A 14,620-nucleotide genomic window follows, 5' to 3' on the forward strand; every position below is an offset into this window, starting at 1 on the left:
CCCCCGACGCCCCCGAGGCCCTCGCGCCCGAGATCCTCGACCTCCCCGCGCCTCGCAGCCGCGCCGACACCGGCGGCCCCTCCTCCGACCTGTTCCGCCAGTACCTGCGCGAAATAGGGCGCATCCCGCTGCTCACCGCAGCCGAGGAGGTGGAGCTCGCCCGTGCCGTGGAGGCCGGCCTCTTCGCCGAGGAGAAGCTGAGCAACACCCCCGACCTGGACTCCCAACTCGCCCTGGACCTCGACAAGCTGGTCGTCATGGGCCGGATGGCCAAGCGCCGCCTCATCGAGGCGAACCTCCGCCTGGTCGTCTCCGTCGCCAAGCGTTACGTGGGCCGCGGGCTCACCATGCTCGACCTCGTCCAGGAGGGCAACCTCGGCCTGATCAGGGCGGTCGAGAAGTTCGACTACGCCCGCGGCTACAAGTTCTCGACGTACGCGACCTGGTGGATCCGCCAGGCCATGTCCCGCGCCCTCGCGGACCAGGCCCGCACGATCCGCGTGCCCGTGCACGTCGTGGAGCTCATCAACCGCGTCGTGCGCGTCCAGCGCCGCATGCTCCAGGAGCGCGGGTACGAACCGACGCCCGAAGAGGTCGCCGCCCACCTGGACCTTCCGCACGAGCGCGTCAGCGAAGTCCTGCGCCTGGCCCAGGAGCCCGTCTCGCTGCACGCCCCCGTCGGCGAGGAGGACGACGTCGCGCTCGGCGACCTCATCGAGGACGGCGACGCCACGAGTCCCGTGGAGTCGGCGGCGTTCCTGCTGCTCCGGGAGCACCTGGAAGCCGTCCTCTCGACGCTCGGCGAGCGCGAACGCAAAGTCGTCCAGCTGCGCTACGGCCTGGCGGACGGCAGGCCCCGCACCCTGGAGGAGATAGGCCGGATCTTCGGCGTGACGCGCGAACGCATCCGCCAGATCGAGTCCAAGACCCTCAACAAGCTGCGGGACCACGCCTTCGCGGACCAGCTCAGGGGCTACCTGGACTGAGGCAGCCCCCGAGCGGGCGGGGCGGACAGGCCCTAGTCCACCTCGGCCACGGCCTGCGCGAACTGAGCCGCGTACAACCGCGCGTACGCACCGTCCGCGGCCAGCAGCGCGTCGTGCGTGCCCTGCTCCACGATCGAGCCGCTCTCCATCACCAGGATGGTGTCCGCGTCCCGGATCGTGGAGAGCCGGTGCGCGATGACGAACGACGTACGCCCGTGCGCGAGGCGTGCCATCGCCTTCTGGATGAGCACCTCGGTGCGGGTGTCGACGGAGCTCGTCGCCTCGTCGAGCACCAGGATCACCGGGTCGGAGAGGAACGCCCGCGCGATGGTGATGAGCTGCTTCTCGCCCGCGCTCACCCCCGTGCCGTCGTCGTCGATCACCGTGTCGTAGCCGTCGGGGAGCGTGCGCACGAAGCGGTCGGCGTGGGCGGCGCGCGCCGCCTCCTCGATCTCCTCGCGCGTGACGTCCTTCGGTGCGCCGTACGCGATGTTCTCCGCGATGGTGCCGCCGAACAGCCAGGTGTCCTGAAGGACCATGCCGATCCCGGACCGCAGTTCGTCGCGCGACATCGCCGCGATGTCGACCCCGTCCAGGGCGATCCGCCCGCCCGTCACCTCGTAGAACCGCATCAGCAGGTTCACCAGCGTCGTCTTGCCGGCGCCCGTGGGTCCCACGATGGCGACCGTGTGCCCCGGCTCGACGACCAGCGACAGGTCCTCGATGAGCGGCTTGTCCTCGTCGTAGCGGAAGGAGACGTGCTCCATCTCGACGCGCCCGCGCGACTTCTCGGGCCGCTCGCCGGGCACCGGGTCGGCCTCCTGCTCCGCCGCGTCGAGGATCTCGAAGATCCGCTCGGCGGACGCGACGCCCGACTGCACCAGGTTCGCCATCGAGGCGACCTGCGTCAGGGGCATCGAGAACTGCCGCGAGTACTGGATGAAGGCCTGCACGTCACCGATCGACAGCGTTCCCGAGGCGACCCGCAGACCGCCCACCACGGCCACCAGGACGTAGTTCAGGTTCGAGATGAAGAACATCAGCGGCTGCATGACACCGCTGTTGAACTGCGCCTTGAAGGAGGCCTCGTACAGCTGCTCGTTCTGCTCGGCGAACGCCTTCGCCGACTCCTCCTGCCGCCCGAACACCTTCACCAGGGTGTGCCCGGTGTACATCTCCTCCACGTGGGCGTTGAGCGTGCCGGTGGTCTTCCACTGCTGCACGAACTGCGGCTGCGACCGCTTGCCGACCTTCGTCGCCACGAAGAAGGACAGCGGCACCGTCACCAGCGCCACCAGCGCGAGCAGCGGCGACACCCAGAACATCATCACCAGGACGCCGATGATGGTCAGCAGCGAGTTGATGAGCTGGCCCATCGTCTGCTGCAGCGTCTGGTTGATGTTGTCGAGGTCGTTCGTGGCGCGGCTCAGCACCTCACCGCGCTGCCGCTTGTCGAAGTACGACAGCGGGAGCCGTGACAGCTTCGCCTGTACGTCGCCACGCATCCGGAAGACGGTCTTGTTGATGGCGCGGTTCGACAGACGCGTCGCCACCGCCATCAGCAGGCCCGCCACCAGGAACGTGCCGAGCGCGAGCAGCAGGACCTCGCCCACCGCGTCGAAGTCGATGCCCTTGCCGGGCGTGAAGTCGACACCGGAGAGCATGTCGGCCATGCCCCCGTCGCCCTTGGCGCGCAGGCCGTCCAGGGCCTGCTCCTTCGTCGTCCCCTCGGGCATGTCACGGCCGACGATGCCCGCGAAGAGCAGGTCGGTCGCTCGGCCGAGGATCTTGGGGCCGAGCACGGAGAGGGCGACGCTCAGGACTCCGGCCACGAGCATCGCGTACATCGTGCCGCGCTCGGGTCTGAACTGCGTGAGCAGCCGTTTGCCCGAGCCCTTGAAGTCCATGGACCGGGAGTCGGGGCCCATCATCGGTCCACCGATGCCAGGGGGCATTACGCGGCCTCCGCTTCCGTCAGCTGGGAGAGCACGATCTCCCGGTAGGTCTCATTGCTCTCCATCAGCTCGTGATGGCGGCCCGTGCCCACGACGCGGCCCTCGTCGAGGACCACGATGCGGTCGGCGTCCCGGATGGTCGACACGCGCTGGGCGACGATCACGACGGTCGCCTCGGCGGTCTCCCGGCCGAGCGCGGAGCGCAGCGCGGCGTCCGTGGCGTAGTCGAGCGCGGAGAACGAGTCGTCGAAGAGGTAGATCTCCGGGCGCTGCACGAGCGTGCGGGCGATGGACAGGCGCTGGCGCTGACCGCCGGAGACGTTCGTGCCGCCCTGCGCGATGGGCGCGTCGAGCCCCTCGTCGAGGCCCGTGACGAACTCCTTGGCCTGGGCGACCTCCAGCGCGTGCCAGAGCTCCTCGTCGGTGGCGTCCGGGTTTCCGTAGCGCAGGTTGGACGCGACGGTCCCGGCGAACAGGTACGGCTTCTGCGGCACGAGGCTGACCGTCTTCGCGAGCAGCGCGGGATCGACGGTGCCCACGTCCACCCCGCCGACGAGGACCTCTCCCTCCGTCGCGTCGATCAGCCGCGGTACGAGGCTCAGCAGCGTCGACTTGCCGCTGCCGGTCGACCCGATCACGGCGGTCGTCTCGCCGGGCCTGGCGACCAGGTGGACGGACTTGAGGACGGGCTCCTCGGCACCGGGGTAGCGGAAGCCGACGTCCCGGATCTCCAGGTGGCCGTGGCTGCGCAGGTCGTGCACCGGGGCGGCCGGGGGCACCACGCTGCTGTCGGTGTCCAGGACCTCCTCGATGCGCTCGGCGCAGACCTCCGCGCGCGGCACCATCATGAACATGAAGGTGGCCATCATCACGGACATCACGATCTGCATCAGATAGGCGAGGAACGCGGTGAGCGCACCGATCTGCATGCCGCCGCTGTCGATGCGGTGCGCGCCGAACCACACCACCGCGATCGAGGAGACGTTCACGACGGTCATGACGATCGGGAACATCAGCGCGAGCAGCTTGCCGGTGCCGAGCGAGACCTCGGTCAGGTCGGCGTTGGCCTTCCGGAAGCGCTCCTTCTCGTAGTCGTCCCGGACGAAGGCGCGGATGACGCGGTTGCCGGTGATCTGCTCGCGCAGCACGCGGTTCACGGTGTCGAGCCGCACCTGCATGGTGCGGAACAGGGGCCGCAGCCGCCGCACGATGAGGCTGACGCTGACGCCGAGGACCGGCACGACGGCGACCAGGACCGCGGAGAGCGGCACGTCCTGGCCGAGCGCCATCACGATGCCGCCGATGCACATGATGGGCGCGGACACCATCAGCGTGAACGACATCAGGACCAGCATCTGCACCTGCTGGACGTCGTTCGTCGTCCGCGTGATCAGTGACGGGGCGCCGAACTGGCCCACTTCGCGCGCCGAGAACGACTGCACCCGGTCGAAGACGGCGGCCCGCACGTCACGGCCGAGGGCGGCGGCGGTCCGCGCGCCGTAGAAGACGGCGCCGATGTTGCAGACCATCTGCACGACGGTGACGGCGATCATGATGCCGCCGAAGCTGAGGATGTAGCCCGTGTCGCCGTCGACGACACCGTTGTCAATGATGTCGGCGTTCAGGCTGGGCAGGTAGAGCGCCGCGCAGGTCTGCAGGAACTGCAGCAGCACCAGCAGGGCGATGGGCTTCTGGTACGGACGCAGATACGTCCGCAGGAGTCGTATGAGCACGCTCGGTCTCTCGAGGAGTCGGGTCTCGGGTCGCGGGTAGCGGATGTCGGCGGGTGGGGCGGCCGGGCAAGGCCGCACCCATCCTCCGACACCCGACCCATGGCCGCGCAACCGATTAACCCATGACCCGGTCAAATTTCAGCCCGGGTCAAGAACTGGGCTCACTCAAGAATCATGAAAGGGGTGGCTCAGGACGTGAAGGCCCCGGGATGGGACTGCTCCCGCACCGTCGCGTACTGCTGGCGCACGGCCTGCCCCACCGCGAGCTCGTCGCCCGGCTCGAAGACCTGCGCGGCGGCCCCCTGCCAGTGCGGCAGCTGACCGGTCAGCGCCCACGCGGCCTGCCGTGCCGCACCGATCGCCGCGTAGTCCGCGGGCTGCGGCACCACGACCTGCGTACCGAACAGCATCGGAGCCGCGGCCTGCACGGCGGGCAGCTCGGCGGCGGCGCCCAGCAGGAACACGCGCCGGACGTCCACCCCCCGCCCCCGCAGTACGTCGAGCGCGTCCCCGAGCCCGCACAGCATCCCCTCGAAGGCGGCGCGCGCCAGGTGCTCGGGCTTCATCGACTCCCGCCGCAGCCCGGTCAGCGTGCCCGCGGCATGCGGCAGGTTCGGCGTCTTCTCGCCCTCCAGATACGGCAGGAACACCAGGCCGTGCGCGCCCGGCGTGGACTTCATGGCGAGCGCGGAGAGCTCCTCCAGGTCGGTGACCCCCAGCATCTCGGCGGAGCCGCGCAGCACCCGCACGGCGTTCGACGTGTGGACCACCGGCAGGTGCATCCCGGTGGCGTCCGCGAGGGAGGTGATGCTCCCGCCCGCGTCGGCCAGCGCCTCGTGGTGCACGGCCATCACGGAGCCCGACGCTCCGAGGGACACCACGGCGTCGCCCTGCTGGACCCCGAGCCCGAAGGCGGCGGCCATCGTCTCGCCCGTACCGGCCGAGATCAGCAGCCCCTCGGGTGTCGTCCCCGCGGCCTCGGCGGGCCCGATCACCTCGGGCAGCATCGCCTGGTGCCCCAGGGCCATCTCGACGATCTCCGGGCGGTACGTCCCGGTCGCCGCCGACCAGTACCCGGTGCCCGAGGCGCCGCCGCGGTCGGTCGTGCGCCGGGCGGGCCGGCCGAGGAGCTGCCACACGAGCCAGTCGGGGGCCTGCAGGAGGGCGGCCACGCGCCGGGCGGACTCGGGCTCGGTCTTCGCCAGCCAGCGGAGCTTCGTCACCGGCAGTGCGGACTGCGGCACGCAGCCGACGGCCTGCGCCCAGGCCTCGCGCCCGCCGAGCCCGTCGATGAGGTCGACGGCGGCCACCTGCGCCCGCCGGTCGTTGCCGACGAGCGCGGGCCGTACGGTGTTGCCGTGCTGGTCGAGCGGTACGAGCGCGTTCTGCTGGGCGGATACGCCGATGGCCTGCACGCCTTCGAGCAGCCCGCCCCCGGCGGCTTCGCCGAGGGAGAGCAGCCAGGCCTGTGGATCGACGTCGGAGGGTCGTCCGCCACCCTCGGCGTTCTCCAGCGGATGAGGGGCGTACCCCTGCTTGAGCACGGCGCCCGTGTCCGTGTCACAGACCACGATGCGCGTGAAATCGGGCGAACTGTCCAACCCTGCGACTATCCCCATGCCAGGAATTCTGCCGCACCGCGGGCGGTGTCCCGTACCCCTGTTCGCTGTCCGCGTTCACTGCCCACGTGCCCGCCCATGTCCGCTGTGCGTGATCCGGCGGCTAGGTGTTGCTGGTGCCCCAGTCGTCCTCGGCGCCCCCCTGGCCCCGCTCGCGCAGGGACCGGACCCGGTCGGCGACCGAGTCGGGCATCTTGTCCCCGACCTTCTCGGATACGGAGTGGAAGGCCTTGCCCGCCACCTCGCGTCCCTGTTGCGTCGCGGACTCGACGGTGTTGCGCACGGCCGGGTTCTGCGAGATCTCACGGGCGGACTTCTTCAACTGCTCGTAGCGCTCGCGTCCGGCCCGGGTCCCGAGCACGTACCCGAGGGCCAGTCCCGCCACGAATGTGAGCCGGTACCGCATGGCTGCCACCCTTCCCTTGCGTCGGCGTCGCACGTCTGTCACTCGTCTGTCAGGCGTCCGACAGTCGTCTGCCGGTCGCCCGTCGGTCGTCTGTCGCTCGCCCGCTGATCCACCGAGGGATACCGATTGGCGGAGCACCCCCCTGCTTGCGCTAATGTATGTGTCGCAGCGAGCGCGCGCCGCCCGGAGAGTTCCCAGGTAGGTGCGTTCGATGCAACGAGACGATCCCCTGTAGCTCAATTGGCAGAGCAGCCGGCTGTTAACCGGCAGGTTACTGGTTCGAGTCCAGTCGGGGGAGCTCGGTCTCCTGTAGCTCAATTGGCAGAGCAGCCGGCTGTTAACCGGCAGGTTACTGGTTCGAGTCCAGTCGGGAGAGCTGTGACGAAGGACCCTCGAGATGCCTCTCGGGGGTCCTTTTTCGTGCTTGTTCCGCCCCTGATGGAACCACGCGGGCGGCGCTGCGGTCCTCATGGTCGAGCGATGCCGACCATCCGAAGCAGGAGATCGTATGAGCGGCTATGCTGCGGCAGACGGCGCGCACAAATGTGCGCGACGCGCCGTTAGGGGCGGTAGCTCAGCCGGTTAGAGCAGCGGACTCATAATCCGTCGGCCGTGGGTTCGAGTCCCACCCGCCCCACCACAGCGCTAGGCCGCAGGAACGTTTCCACCTGCGTCAACTGCGCAAACCTTCGGGTCCCGCCCGTTCGGGTGGCGCTGACGGTGATCGGCAGCTCGGCCGATGCTCGGCCAAAGTGTCGACAATCAAGACATGTAGCGGCCCCGGCCGGGGGACATGCCCGGCCGGGGCCTGATCTTCCGCCCGCCCCAGAGCTGCGGGGGTGCAAGGCGGGCGGAGCTACTGGGTTCTTCGCGCTTGGGCGCGCGCCTTCTGGAGTGCCTCACTCTCCTTCTGGCCTGGCGTGGGCAGATGCACGGGCATTCCTGTTCCTCGCCGACGAGGAGGTTGCCCATGCGGATGCTGACGCGAGAGGTGAGCTTGCTAGTCGTGCGGGTCCTCGGGCGAGCCCGTCAGCAGGTGCCACAGGCACGGCATGTACGGCACCATCAGGGGCTCGGTCGGGTCCGCCGGGGTATCCGTCACCGCGACGCCTCCTCGCCGGGCATGGAGGGCTCGGAGCCCTTCAGTACTGACTGCACGGCCCTCAGTGCCCGGCGCATGCGCGCGCCCTCGTCGCACTCCTCTGTACGGCAGGCGGGGCAGGTGGGCGTGTGGCCTCGGAGGCGTACGGCCAGCAGATGCGCGGCCGCCTCCAGGTTGAACAGCTCGATGAGCGGTGGCCCGCTGTCGACGGCGCTCATCGGGTTCCCGGCCGGGGAAGGTCGCGGGCGATGCGGACGAGCGCCCCAACGGACTGGACGGGGCAGAGGTCACCGTCGGCGCCGGCCGCCCCCGCCTTCCCCGTCCGGGCGTCCTCGCCCGGCTTGCCCGAGGCGCCCGTCGGCCCCGGCTCTCCCGTGTCGCCGGGCGGACCCTGCGGCCCGCGGGGGCCGGGGCGGGATTCGCCGGGCTCGCCACGGCTCCCGGGCGGCCCCGCGATGGGGGGGGTCCCTCCCATGCGCTCGACTTGACGCGCCAGCTGGTCGCGCGCCGAATTCGCCGTGCGCAGATCGTCCGTGACCGCCTGCAAGGTCAGCACGATCCACGCCACCACCACCCCCAGCACGATCGCGCCGAGACCGCCAAGACGTCACCACAGCGCCAACGTCGCTCCTCGGCCGGGATCTGCCCGCGCGTCATGACCTCGCTCCCGGGGTGAGCAGGATGATCACCGGCAGGAGAATGCCGACCAGGGGCACGACAACGGCGCCGATCAGCCATCTCCTAGTGGCGACGATGCGTTCCGCGCCCTTCTCCCGCAGCGTCTCCAGCGTGGTGACGCGCGCAGCCAACGCCTCGTGACGGAGGTCGTAGACCTCTTGGGAGACCTTGGTGTCGATGCGGTGGCCGAGCTGCTGGATGTCGTCGCGGACGTCGGCGAAGCGGTCCTCGAACCTGCGGACGACCTCGCCGAGAGTCGGCTCGTCGTCGCCGAACTCGCCGAGATCTAGGGCAACAACCGCATCGAGCAGGGCCGCGCGGGCTCCGTCCCAGACGACGCGGGCCGCATTGCCGACGCCCCTGTTATCCCGCTTAGGGATCTCGTCCAGCGGGGGAGGCCCGGCTGCGGGGCCGAGCCTCCCTTTGGCGGCGAGGTCCGAGGCGGCTTAGTTCACCGGTCCGCTTTCACGCCAGTACGGGTTGTCCAGGATCGCGTTCTGTCTGCGCACGATCGCGGCGGTGTGTGCGGGGGTCGGGCCGAGGGGTGTGCAGAGCGGGCAGATGCTGGTGCCCGCCGAGCTGCGGATCGTTCGTAGTGGTGGTCCCTGGTGCGCCGAGCAGATTGGGCCGCTCGTCAGGGAGCGGGAGTTGTCGTGCGGCGCCTGCCAGGTGTTGCGGGTCTCGTCGCCCGGGTCAGGCGGTGGCGTCTCCCGCGGCGGCTTCGAGCTCGTCCGCGCTTGCCCGGAACTCGTCGAATTCACCTGCGATCACCCCGTCGAGGAACTTGCTGATCTCCACCCGGCTCATGAGTAGTACCGGGGCGGCGGGGTCCTTGTCGTCGCTGATGGCGATCATGCGGGTGCCGTCGGGGATGCCGTGGTGCGGGTGGCCCTGGGCGGGCGGGGCCGCGGCGAGGATCACGCAGTCCTTCAGGATCGGGTCGAGGTCGGTGCGGCCCGCCTTGCGCCAGTCCAGGCGCGGTGCGGTCCAGTTGTCGTAGCGGATCGTGGTCCGGCCGTTGGTGAGCGTGCCCATGAGGTGCCTCCAGTTGGGTTGGTCCCTGGCCCGGCCAGGGCGTGGGTGCCCGCCGCGTGCGCGGTGGGAGTGCAAGGGGGTGGGCGGTCAGTCCGTGGACGGCGTGCCGGGCGCACTGAGAGGGATCGGGCCTCGGCGCGCGCCGCCCGCACGCTGTGGCCGATCGTGTGTCGGCACCTGATGCGCTTCAGCGGGATGTCGAGCGGGCCAGTCACGATCCCTCCCGCGGCGACGGGGGCGCGCCGGTGGCAGCCGCGGTCCCGGAGAGGGCGGAGCGGGTGGCCCGGTGTGCGCGGCGCAGTCGCTCGCCCGCCTCGCAGTAGTTCTCGACCTGGCAGGGGGTGCACTCGTCGAAGTGGGCGAGGAGGCCCTCGTACGCCTGCTGTGCTTGCCGTTCCTCGGCGGTCGTCTCCAGGAGGGTCATCGCCACCTCCGGTCGGACTCGGTGCGGGCGATGCGTACCAGGGCGGCGACGGACTGGACGGGGCACAGGTCTCCGACGATGCGGGGGCGCACCGCCCAGTACAGGCCGGTCGGGCCGGTGAGGTCGGAGGCCGGGACGGACAGGTAGTGGCCGGTGCTCAGCATCGGGGCCTCGCTGTACTGCTGCGTCCACCGTGTCGTGGGTGAGGGCTCGATGAGCGCGTAGTACTGGTGCTGTGGTCGGTTGTGGATGACTGGACCGTTGAGCAGTTCGGCCAGTGTCGCGGTCACGATGTCCAGGTCATCGGTTCCGACAGCTGTGTACATGAGCGGAGCGGGCAGGCATACCGTGTTGAACCTCGTACCGAGGGGCAGCAGGGCAGTTCCTTGTTCCGCCCACTCCCGGTGGGCCTGGCGCGGCTCGTCCTGTGCGCGCGCCAGCCAGTCGAACGCCGCGCTCATCAGCCTCGGGTAACTGCTACGTCCCGTGCCGAGGGCGGCGCCCGTCATCTCGGCCATGTGGACTCCTGTTCCAGTCGGTCATGCCCCGAAGCCGCTGTGCGGTCGCCGGAGTGCTGTCCTCCCATCGAAGTGCCTCGTCAGTGCGGGTGGAGGAGCCCATTAGGGGCCTGCCAGGGGCCAGTTGCCGAGTAGCGTGGAAGAGAGGAGGCCCCTTGCATGGACGACGCGAAGACTGCACGGCAAACGTTTGGCGCGCATGTTGCTGCCCTGCGCAAGCGTGCGCGGCTCTCGCAGTCTCAGCTCGCCGCGCGTCTGTGCTCGGTCAGTGGCACGGCGACTCTCACGCGTAACGAAGTCTCGCGGTGGGAGAGGGGTGAACGGTTGCCGGATGCCTGGCTCGTGGCTCTGGCCACGGTGCTTTCTGTGGTGCCCGCGGACCTGGAGCGGGCGGCCGCGGTTGCGCGGGGCGAGGTGGAGGAACTGCAGGACGATCACCCGCACGCTGTGGTGCAGGAGCGAGCGGGCTGGCTGCTCACACATGACAACGCGCATGGCGGCGACCACGTCGCAGACGCGGCCATCCAGGTGTGGCACTCGGAGCGATCGAGGATCTCTGGCGAAGACAAGGCGCAACTGGCTGTCGTCGCGGAACTCGCCGAGATCGCCGGTTGGTTGTTGTTCGACGCGGCTCGTCCTGGGGAGGCCCGCGCGGCCTGGCTGGAGTCTCTGCACCTCGCGCGTGTCGCCGGGGACCGGACCCTCCAGTGGTTCGCCATGGGTCTGTTGGCCATGGAGGCCACGGAGAGTGGCCGTCCGGGCGAAGCACTCGCTCTCTGTACGGAGATCACCGGCCGCAGTATCCCGCCGCGTGTGGCACTGCTCACGGAGGTCAGGCGGAGCCGTGCGCTCGCCGCCGTCGATGACCGCGCTCGGGCCCGGCAGTCCATCGGCAGGGCGCGCAGCAGTCTGGAGGACTCCCTGCATCCCCGCGACCCTCAGTGGTCGTGGTGGATCAACGATTTGGAGGTGACCGGTCACGAAGCGGAGGTGGCGCTTCTGCTGGCGGAGCCTGCCCGTGCGGTGTCGCATTTCACGCGGACCCGCGATCTGGTCCAAGCAGTCGATCCCGTGGGGCGCGGGGCGCTGTACTACTCCACCGCAGAGTTGGATGCCCTTGTACGCCTCGGGGCCTGGAGGGAAGCCGAAGAGTCGCTCACCCGGCTGGGACCGCTCCTGCGCAACGTGACCTCGTCCCGCCACCGTGGGCGCCTTCGCAAGGTGCTGCGGTCCATCGACCGTGACGGTCCCCGGTGGTTGGTCGATACGGCGCGCGATGTGACGGGCGGCTGACTGTGAGACCGATATCAGGCGCGGCCGACGGCGGGTGCCTCGCGGACGAGCTATTCGGGGGGGAGGGGAAGGGGAACAGCAGGTGTGGGACCGCCGGGTGCCCCACCCCACTCTGTGGGCGGGGACCAACCCCGCATACGCGAGGACCACAGGAGGCTGCCGCCTTCCGGGTTGAGGTTCGCCTCAGTCATCCTGTCCGTCCCCTGGGTGGCGTCCGGGTCGCTCCTTCGGGGCACGTCGAAGCCCAGGTCCAGTGGGATGGCCGTGTTTGATAGCCGCAGCCGATCAGGAACGGTCACGCCCGCCAGGATGTCGGAGCCACTGCAGGCGGGCAGTGGGCGTTGGCGGGCCTTGGGTGGCGGTGGACGTGCCGAGGAGTGCGGCTGCGTATCTGGGCGTCGGTCGGATCGTGAGCGCCGGGCTCCCGAGCGCCATCACTCCGGTCGTGTCGCCGCAGCCCCGTGGGCGTCGCATCGAGTCGCCGAGCAGGTCTCGCACCGGCACCGGCGCCCGCTTCTGGAGGTGGTCCAGGGCCTTGTGGGGCGCCGATTCGTCGATCAGGTCCAGGAGCGAGGCGAAGGCCAGAAGCGTGGGGAGGGGGTGCCGTCCCCACAGGCGCGGTCCGGGGTGGGTGGGCTGTTGGAGGTTCCTCCAGGGCGTGGGGTGCGTAGGCGCATCTGCCATGGGATATCCGTATCAACTTTTACAAATGCGAGGCGATCACGCTTATCGTGGCGCGTATGCAGTCCTACACAATCGGGCAGGCCGCCCGTCTGCTCGGGGTCAGTCCCGATACCGCTCGTCGTTGGGCCGATGCCGGTCGTGTTGCCACGCATCGGGACGAGGCCGGGCGGCGGCTCATCGATGGGCGGGATCTTGCCGCCTTCTCCATCGAGGTCGGGCAGGGCGGTGGTGCGGGTGCCGGTGTAGGGGAGGAGGACGTTCCTTATACCTCCGCTCGCAACGCCTTTCCCGGCATCGTCACCGCCGTGAAGCTCGGTGACGTCGCCGCGCAGGTGGAGATCCAGGCCGGGCCGCACCGGCTGGTCTCGCTGCTGACCCGGGAGGCCGTGGAGGAGCTCGGCCTTGAGGTCGGGGTCGAGGCCACCGCGCGGGTCAAGTCCACCAGCGTTCATATCGATCGGGCTTGAGGACGGGGCCCGGGTTCCTCGTCTCGCCTTCGGCTTTTTGTTGTTCCTTGCCCTCCCCTCTCCGCCACTCCGCCATCCGCCAGGAGCCGTGCCATGCCCCCGAAGTTCGCCGCCCGCCCCGTCCGCCGTACCGCCGCCGCCGTCGCCACCGCCGCCCTGCTCCTTCCGCTCGCCGCCTGCGGCAGTGACGATGACAGCGATGGGAAGAAGGAGGGTGGTAGTGAAGACGTGAGTCTTACCGTTCTTGCTGCCTCCTCCCTCACCGACGTCTTCGCCACCGCCGAGAAGGTCTACGAGAAGGACCACCCGGGCACGAAGATCACCGTCTCGCCCGCCGGGTCGCAGGAGCTTGCCGCGCAGGTCAAGCAGGGGGCGCCCGCCGATGTGCTCGTCACCGCCGACACCAAGACCATGGACGGGCTGAAGGGGGAGACCGGGCAGCCCACCGTCATCGCCAAGAACCGGCTCGTCATCGCCACCCGCGAGGGTAATCCGGAGAAGGTCAAGGGGTTGAAGGATCTTGCCGACAGCAAGTTGAAGGTCGTCCTCGCCGATGACACCGTGCCCGTCGGGCGGTACAGCAAGCAGGTCCTCGACAAGCAGGGCGTCAAGGTGAAGCCGGTCTCCAAGGAGGCCAACGTGCGGTCCGTGCTCAGCAAGGTCGAGCTCGGTGAGGCCGACGCCGGGATCGTCTACAAGACCGATGCCGCCACCGCCCCCGACAAGGTCGACGCCGTCGAGATCCCGGACGCGCAGAACGCCGTCGCCTCGTACCCGGCCGCGACCCTCAAGGGCTCCAAGAACGGCGACGCGGCCGCCGCGTTCGTGAAGTGGCTCAGCACGCCGGAGGCGCAGAAGATTCTGCGGGACGCCGGCTTCCAGAAGCCGTAGCCCCGATGGCTCGGCTCGGTTCCCGCCCTCGGCCCCGCGTGCGTTCCCGCGCGCCGCTCACGCTCGCCGTCCCCGCCCTGCTCGCCGTCGCGTTCCTGCTGATGCCGCTCGTCGGCATCCTCGCCCGGACCGAGTGGGGGGACCTGGGGAGTCATCTGACGACTCCCGGGGTCACCCAGGCCCTGAAGCTCTCGCTGCTCGTGTCCTTCTGGGCGCTCGGGCTCTCGCTCGTGCTCGGGGTGCCGTTGGCCTGGCTGCTGGCCCGGGTGGAGTTCCGCGGGAAGGCGCTCGTACGGTCCCTCGTGCTGCTGCCGATGGTGCTGCCGCCCACCGTCGGAGGCGTCGCGCTCCTCCTCGGGTTCGGGCGGCGCGGGCTGCTCGGGCCCTGGCTGGAGGACACCTTCGGGGTCGTGCTGCCCTTCCACACGTCGGGTGCGGTGGTCGCGGCCACGTTCGTCGCGATGCCGTTCCTCGTCATCAGCCTGGAGGGCGCGCTGGGCGGGCTGCGGCCCGGATTCGAGGAGACGGCAGCCTCGCTGGGGGCGTCCCCGGTACGGGTGTTCCTCACCGTCACCCTGCCGATGGTCGCCCCCGGGCTCGCCGCGGGCGCGGCGCTGACCTGGGCGCGGGCGCTCGGCGAGTTCGGGGCCACCATCACCTTCGCGGGCAACCTGCCGGGCACCACGCAGACCCTGCCGCTCCAGGTGTATCTCCTCCTCCAGGACTCCCCGGAGGCCGCGACCTCCCTGTCGCTGCTGCTCCTCGCCATCGCGATGGCCGTACTCGTCGGGCTTCGGGGGCGGTGGACCGCCGGGGCCGGGACAGGGGC

General features: G+C 70.0%; 16 protein-coding genes and 3 tRNA genes. 9 read left to right on the plus strand and 10 right to left on the minus strand.

The window, feature by feature from the left end:
* Positions 1 to 986, plus strand: a 986-nt coding sequence (locus AOK03_RS24815) for an RNA polymerase sigma factor (protein ID WP_055567561.1), incomplete at its 5' end; no start/stop codon positions are given.
* A 32-nt stretch (positions 987 to 1,018) separates the two neighbouring features.
* On the opposite strand, the gene AOK03_RS24820 is transcribed toward AOK03_RS24815, so the two are convergent.
* The 4 genes from AOK03_RS24820 to AOK03_RS24835 form a co-directional block, all read right to left on the minus strand.
* Entirely contained in the window at positions 1,019 to 2,941 is a 1,923-nt protein-coding gene (locus AOK03_RS24820; RefSeq protein WP_425264406.1) for an ABC transporter ATP-binding protein, read from the minus strand.
* Positions 2,941 to 4,674, minus strand: coding sequence for an ABC transporter ATP-binding protein (locus tag AOK03_RS24825; protein ID WP_055567563.1), 1,734 nt, complete (start codon positions 4,672 to 4,674; stop codon positions 2,941 to 2,943). Before AOK03_RS24825 ends, AOK03_RS24820 begins: the two co-directional genes overlap by 1 nt.
* A gap of 188 nt (positions 4,675 to 4,862) precedes the next feature.
* Complete coding sequence (locus AOK03_RS24830; protein ID WP_055567564.1) at positions 4,863 to 6,293, minus strand: xylulokinase; 1,431 nt, start codon at positions 6,291 to 6,293, stop codon at positions 4,863 to 4,865.
* 103 nt (positions 6,294 to 6,396) lie between these two features.
* The gene (locus AOK03_RS24835) at positions 6,397 to 6,699 is read right to left on the minus strand and encodes a YtxH domain-containing protein (protein ID WP_055567565.1); all 303 of its coding nucleotides are present in this window, start codon (positions 6,697 to 6,699) and stop codon (positions 6,397 to 6,399) included.
* 225 nt (positions 6,700 to 6,924) lie between these two features.
* On the opposite strand from AOK03_RS24835, the gene AOK03_RS24840 reads away from it, so the two are divergent.
* The 3 genes from AOK03_RS24840 to AOK03_RS24850 all read left to right on the plus strand — a co-directional run bounded on the left by AOK03_RS24840 (position 6,925) and on the right by AOK03_RS24850 (position 7,339).
* Positions 6,925 to 6,997 (plus strand) — tRNA-Asn (locus AOK03_RS24840).
* A 5-nt stretch (positions 6,998 to 7,002) separates the two neighbouring features.
* Positions 7,003 to 7,075, plus strand: a tRNA-Asn gene (locus AOK03_RS24845).
* 187 nt (positions 7,076 to 7,262) lie between these two features.
* Positions 7,263 to 7,339, plus strand: a tRNA-Ile gene (locus AOK03_RS24850).
* A 458-nt stretch (positions 7,340 to 7,797) separates the two neighbouring features.
* On the opposite strand, the gene AOK03_RS24855 is transcribed toward AOK03_RS24850, so the two are convergent.
* Positions 7,798 to 8,019: a hypothetical protein gene (locus tag AOK03_RS24855; protein WP_055567566.1), complete on the minus strand. Its 222-nt coding sequence runs from the start codon at positions 8,017 to 8,019 to the stop codon at positions 7,798 to 7,800.
* A gap of 435 nt (positions 8,020 to 8,454) precedes the next feature.
* Positions 8,455 to 8,610, minus strand: a complete 156-nt coding sequence (locus AOK03_RS44235; protein WP_244177728.1) for a hypothetical protein — start codon at positions 8,608 to 8,610, stop codon at positions 8,455 to 8,457.
* A 6-nt stretch (positions 8,611 to 8,616) separates the two neighbouring features.
* Between AOK03_RS44235 and AOK03_RS44240 the strand changes: the two genes are divergently transcribed.
* Complete coding sequence (locus AOK03_RS44240; RefSeq protein ID WP_244177729.1) at positions 8,617 to 8,769, plus strand: hypothetical protein; 153 nt, start codon at positions 8,617 to 8,619, stop codon at positions 8,767 to 8,769.
* A 403-nt stretch (positions 8,770 to 9,172) separates the two neighbouring features.
* On the opposite strand, the gene AOK03_RS24870 is transcribed toward AOK03_RS44240, so the two are convergent.
* The 3 genes from AOK03_RS24870 to AOK03_RS24880 form a co-directional block, all read right to left on the minus strand.
* Positions 9,173 to 9,514 (minus strand): DUF397 domain-containing protein, encoded by a 342-nt coding sequence (locus tag AOK03_RS24870; protein ID WP_055567569.1) that lies wholly within the window; start codon positions 9,512 to 9,514, stop codon positions 9,173 to 9,175.
* A gap of 211 nt (positions 9,515 to 9,725) precedes the next feature.
* Positions 9,726 to 9,938 carry a hypothetical protein gene (locus tag AOK03_RS24875; RefSeq protein WP_055567570.1) on the minus strand — a complete coding sequence of 71 codons (213 nt, stop codon included), beginning with the start codon at positions 9,936 to 9,938 and terminating at the stop codon, positions 9,726 to 9,728.
* Entirely contained in the window at positions 9,935 to 10,456 is a 522-nt protein-coding gene (locus tag AOK03_RS24880; protein ID WP_055567571.1) for a hypothetical protein, read from the minus strand. Before AOK03_RS24880 ends, AOK03_RS24875 begins: the two co-directional genes overlap by 4 nt.
* A 159-nt stretch (positions 10,457 to 10,615) precedes the next feature.
* Here AOK03_RS24880 and AOK03_RS24885 point away from each other — a divergent pair, with 159 nt between their 5' ends.
* Entirely contained in the window at positions 10,616 to 11,749 is a 1,134-nt protein-coding gene (locus tag AOK03_RS24885; protein ID WP_055567572.1) for a helix-turn-helix domain-containing protein, read from the plus strand.
* Positions 11,750 to 12,034: 285 nt separating this feature from the next.
* On the opposite strand, the gene AOK03_RS42750 is transcribed toward AOK03_RS24885, so the two are convergent.
* On the minus strand, positions 12,035 to 12,433 hold the full coding sequence (locus tag AOK03_RS42750; RefSeq protein WP_157869068.1) for a hypothetical protein: 399 nt from the start codon (positions 12,431 to 12,433) through the stop codon (positions 12,035 to 12,037).
* Between the two features lie 56 nt (positions 12,434 to 12,489).
* On the opposite strand from AOK03_RS42750, the gene AOK03_RS24890 reads away from it, so the two are divergent.
* From AOK03_RS24890 to AOK03_RS24900, 3 genes are all read left to right on the plus strand, one after another.
* The gene (locus AOK03_RS24890; RefSeq protein ID WP_055567573.1) at positions 12,490 to 12,900 is read left to right on the plus strand and encodes a TOBE domain-containing protein; all 411 of its coding nucleotides are present in this window, start codon (positions 12,490 to 12,492) and stop codon (positions 12,898 to 12,900) included.
* 93 nt (positions 12,901 to 12,993) lie between these two features.
* Positions 12,994 to 13,791, plus strand: a complete 798-nt coding sequence (modA, locus tag AOK03_RS24895; RefSeq protein WP_055567574.1) for a molybdate ABC transporter substrate-binding protein — start codon at positions 12,994 to 12,996, stop codon at positions 13,789 to 13,791.
* 5 nt (positions 13,792 to 13,796) lie between these two features.
* The coding region (locus AOK03_RS24900) for an ABC transporter permease (protein WP_063792567.1) at positions 13,797 to 14,620 on the plus strand (824 nt) is incomplete at its 3' end.

The sequence above is a fragment of the Streptomyces atriruber genome, assembly GCF_001418325.1.
Lineage (GTDB): Bacteria > Actinomycetota > Actinomycetes > Streptomycetales > Streptomycetaceae > Streptomyces > Streptomyces atriruber.

Bases quoted from the DNA above. Each gene is read 5' to 3' on its own strand.
- AOK03_RS24885 (WP_055567572.1), top strand. From the start codon at position 10,616: ATGGACGACGCGAAGACTGCACGGCAAACGTTTGGCGCGCATGTTGCT.
- AOK03_RS24830 (WP_055567564.1), bottom strand. From the start codon at position 6,293: ATGGGGATAGTCGCAGGGTTGGACAGTTCGCCCGATTTCACGCGCATC.
- AOK03_RS42750 (WP_157869068.1), bottom strand. From the start codon at position 12,433: ATGGCAGATGCGCCTACGCACCCCACGCCCTGGAGGAACCTCCAACAG.
- modA (WP_055567574.1), top strand. From the start codon at position 12,994: ATGCCCCCGAAGTTCGCCGCCCGCCCCGTCCGCCGTACCGCCGCCGCC.
- AOK03_RS24870 (WP_055567569.1), bottom strand. From the start codon at position 9,514: ATGGGCACGCTCACCAACGGCCGGACCACGATCCGCTACGACAACTGG.
- AOK03_RS24890 (WP_055567573.1), top strand. From the start codon at position 12,490: ATGCAGTCCTACACAATCGGGCAGGCCGCCCGTCTGCTCGGGGTCAGT.
- AOK03_RS24820 (WP_425264406.1), bottom strand. From the start codon at position 2,941: ATGCCCCCTGGCATCGGTGGACCGATGATGGGCCCCGACTCCCGGTCC.
- AOK03_RS24875 (WP_055567570.1), bottom strand. From the start codon at position 9,938: ATGACCCTCCTGGAGACGACCGCCGAGGAACGGCAAGCACAGCAGGCG.
- AOK03_RS24835 (WP_055567565.1), bottom strand. From the start codon at position 6,699: ATGCGGTACCGGCTCACATTCGTGGCGGGACTGGCCCTCGGGTACGTG.
- AOK03_RS24855 (WP_055567566.1), bottom strand. From the start codon at position 8,019: ATGAGCGCCGTCGACAGCGGGCCACCGCTCATCGAGCTGTTCAACCTG.
- AOK03_RS24880 (WP_055567571.1), bottom strand. From the start codon at position 10,456: ATGGCCGAGATGACGGGCGCCGCCCTCGGCACGGGACGTAGCAGTTAC.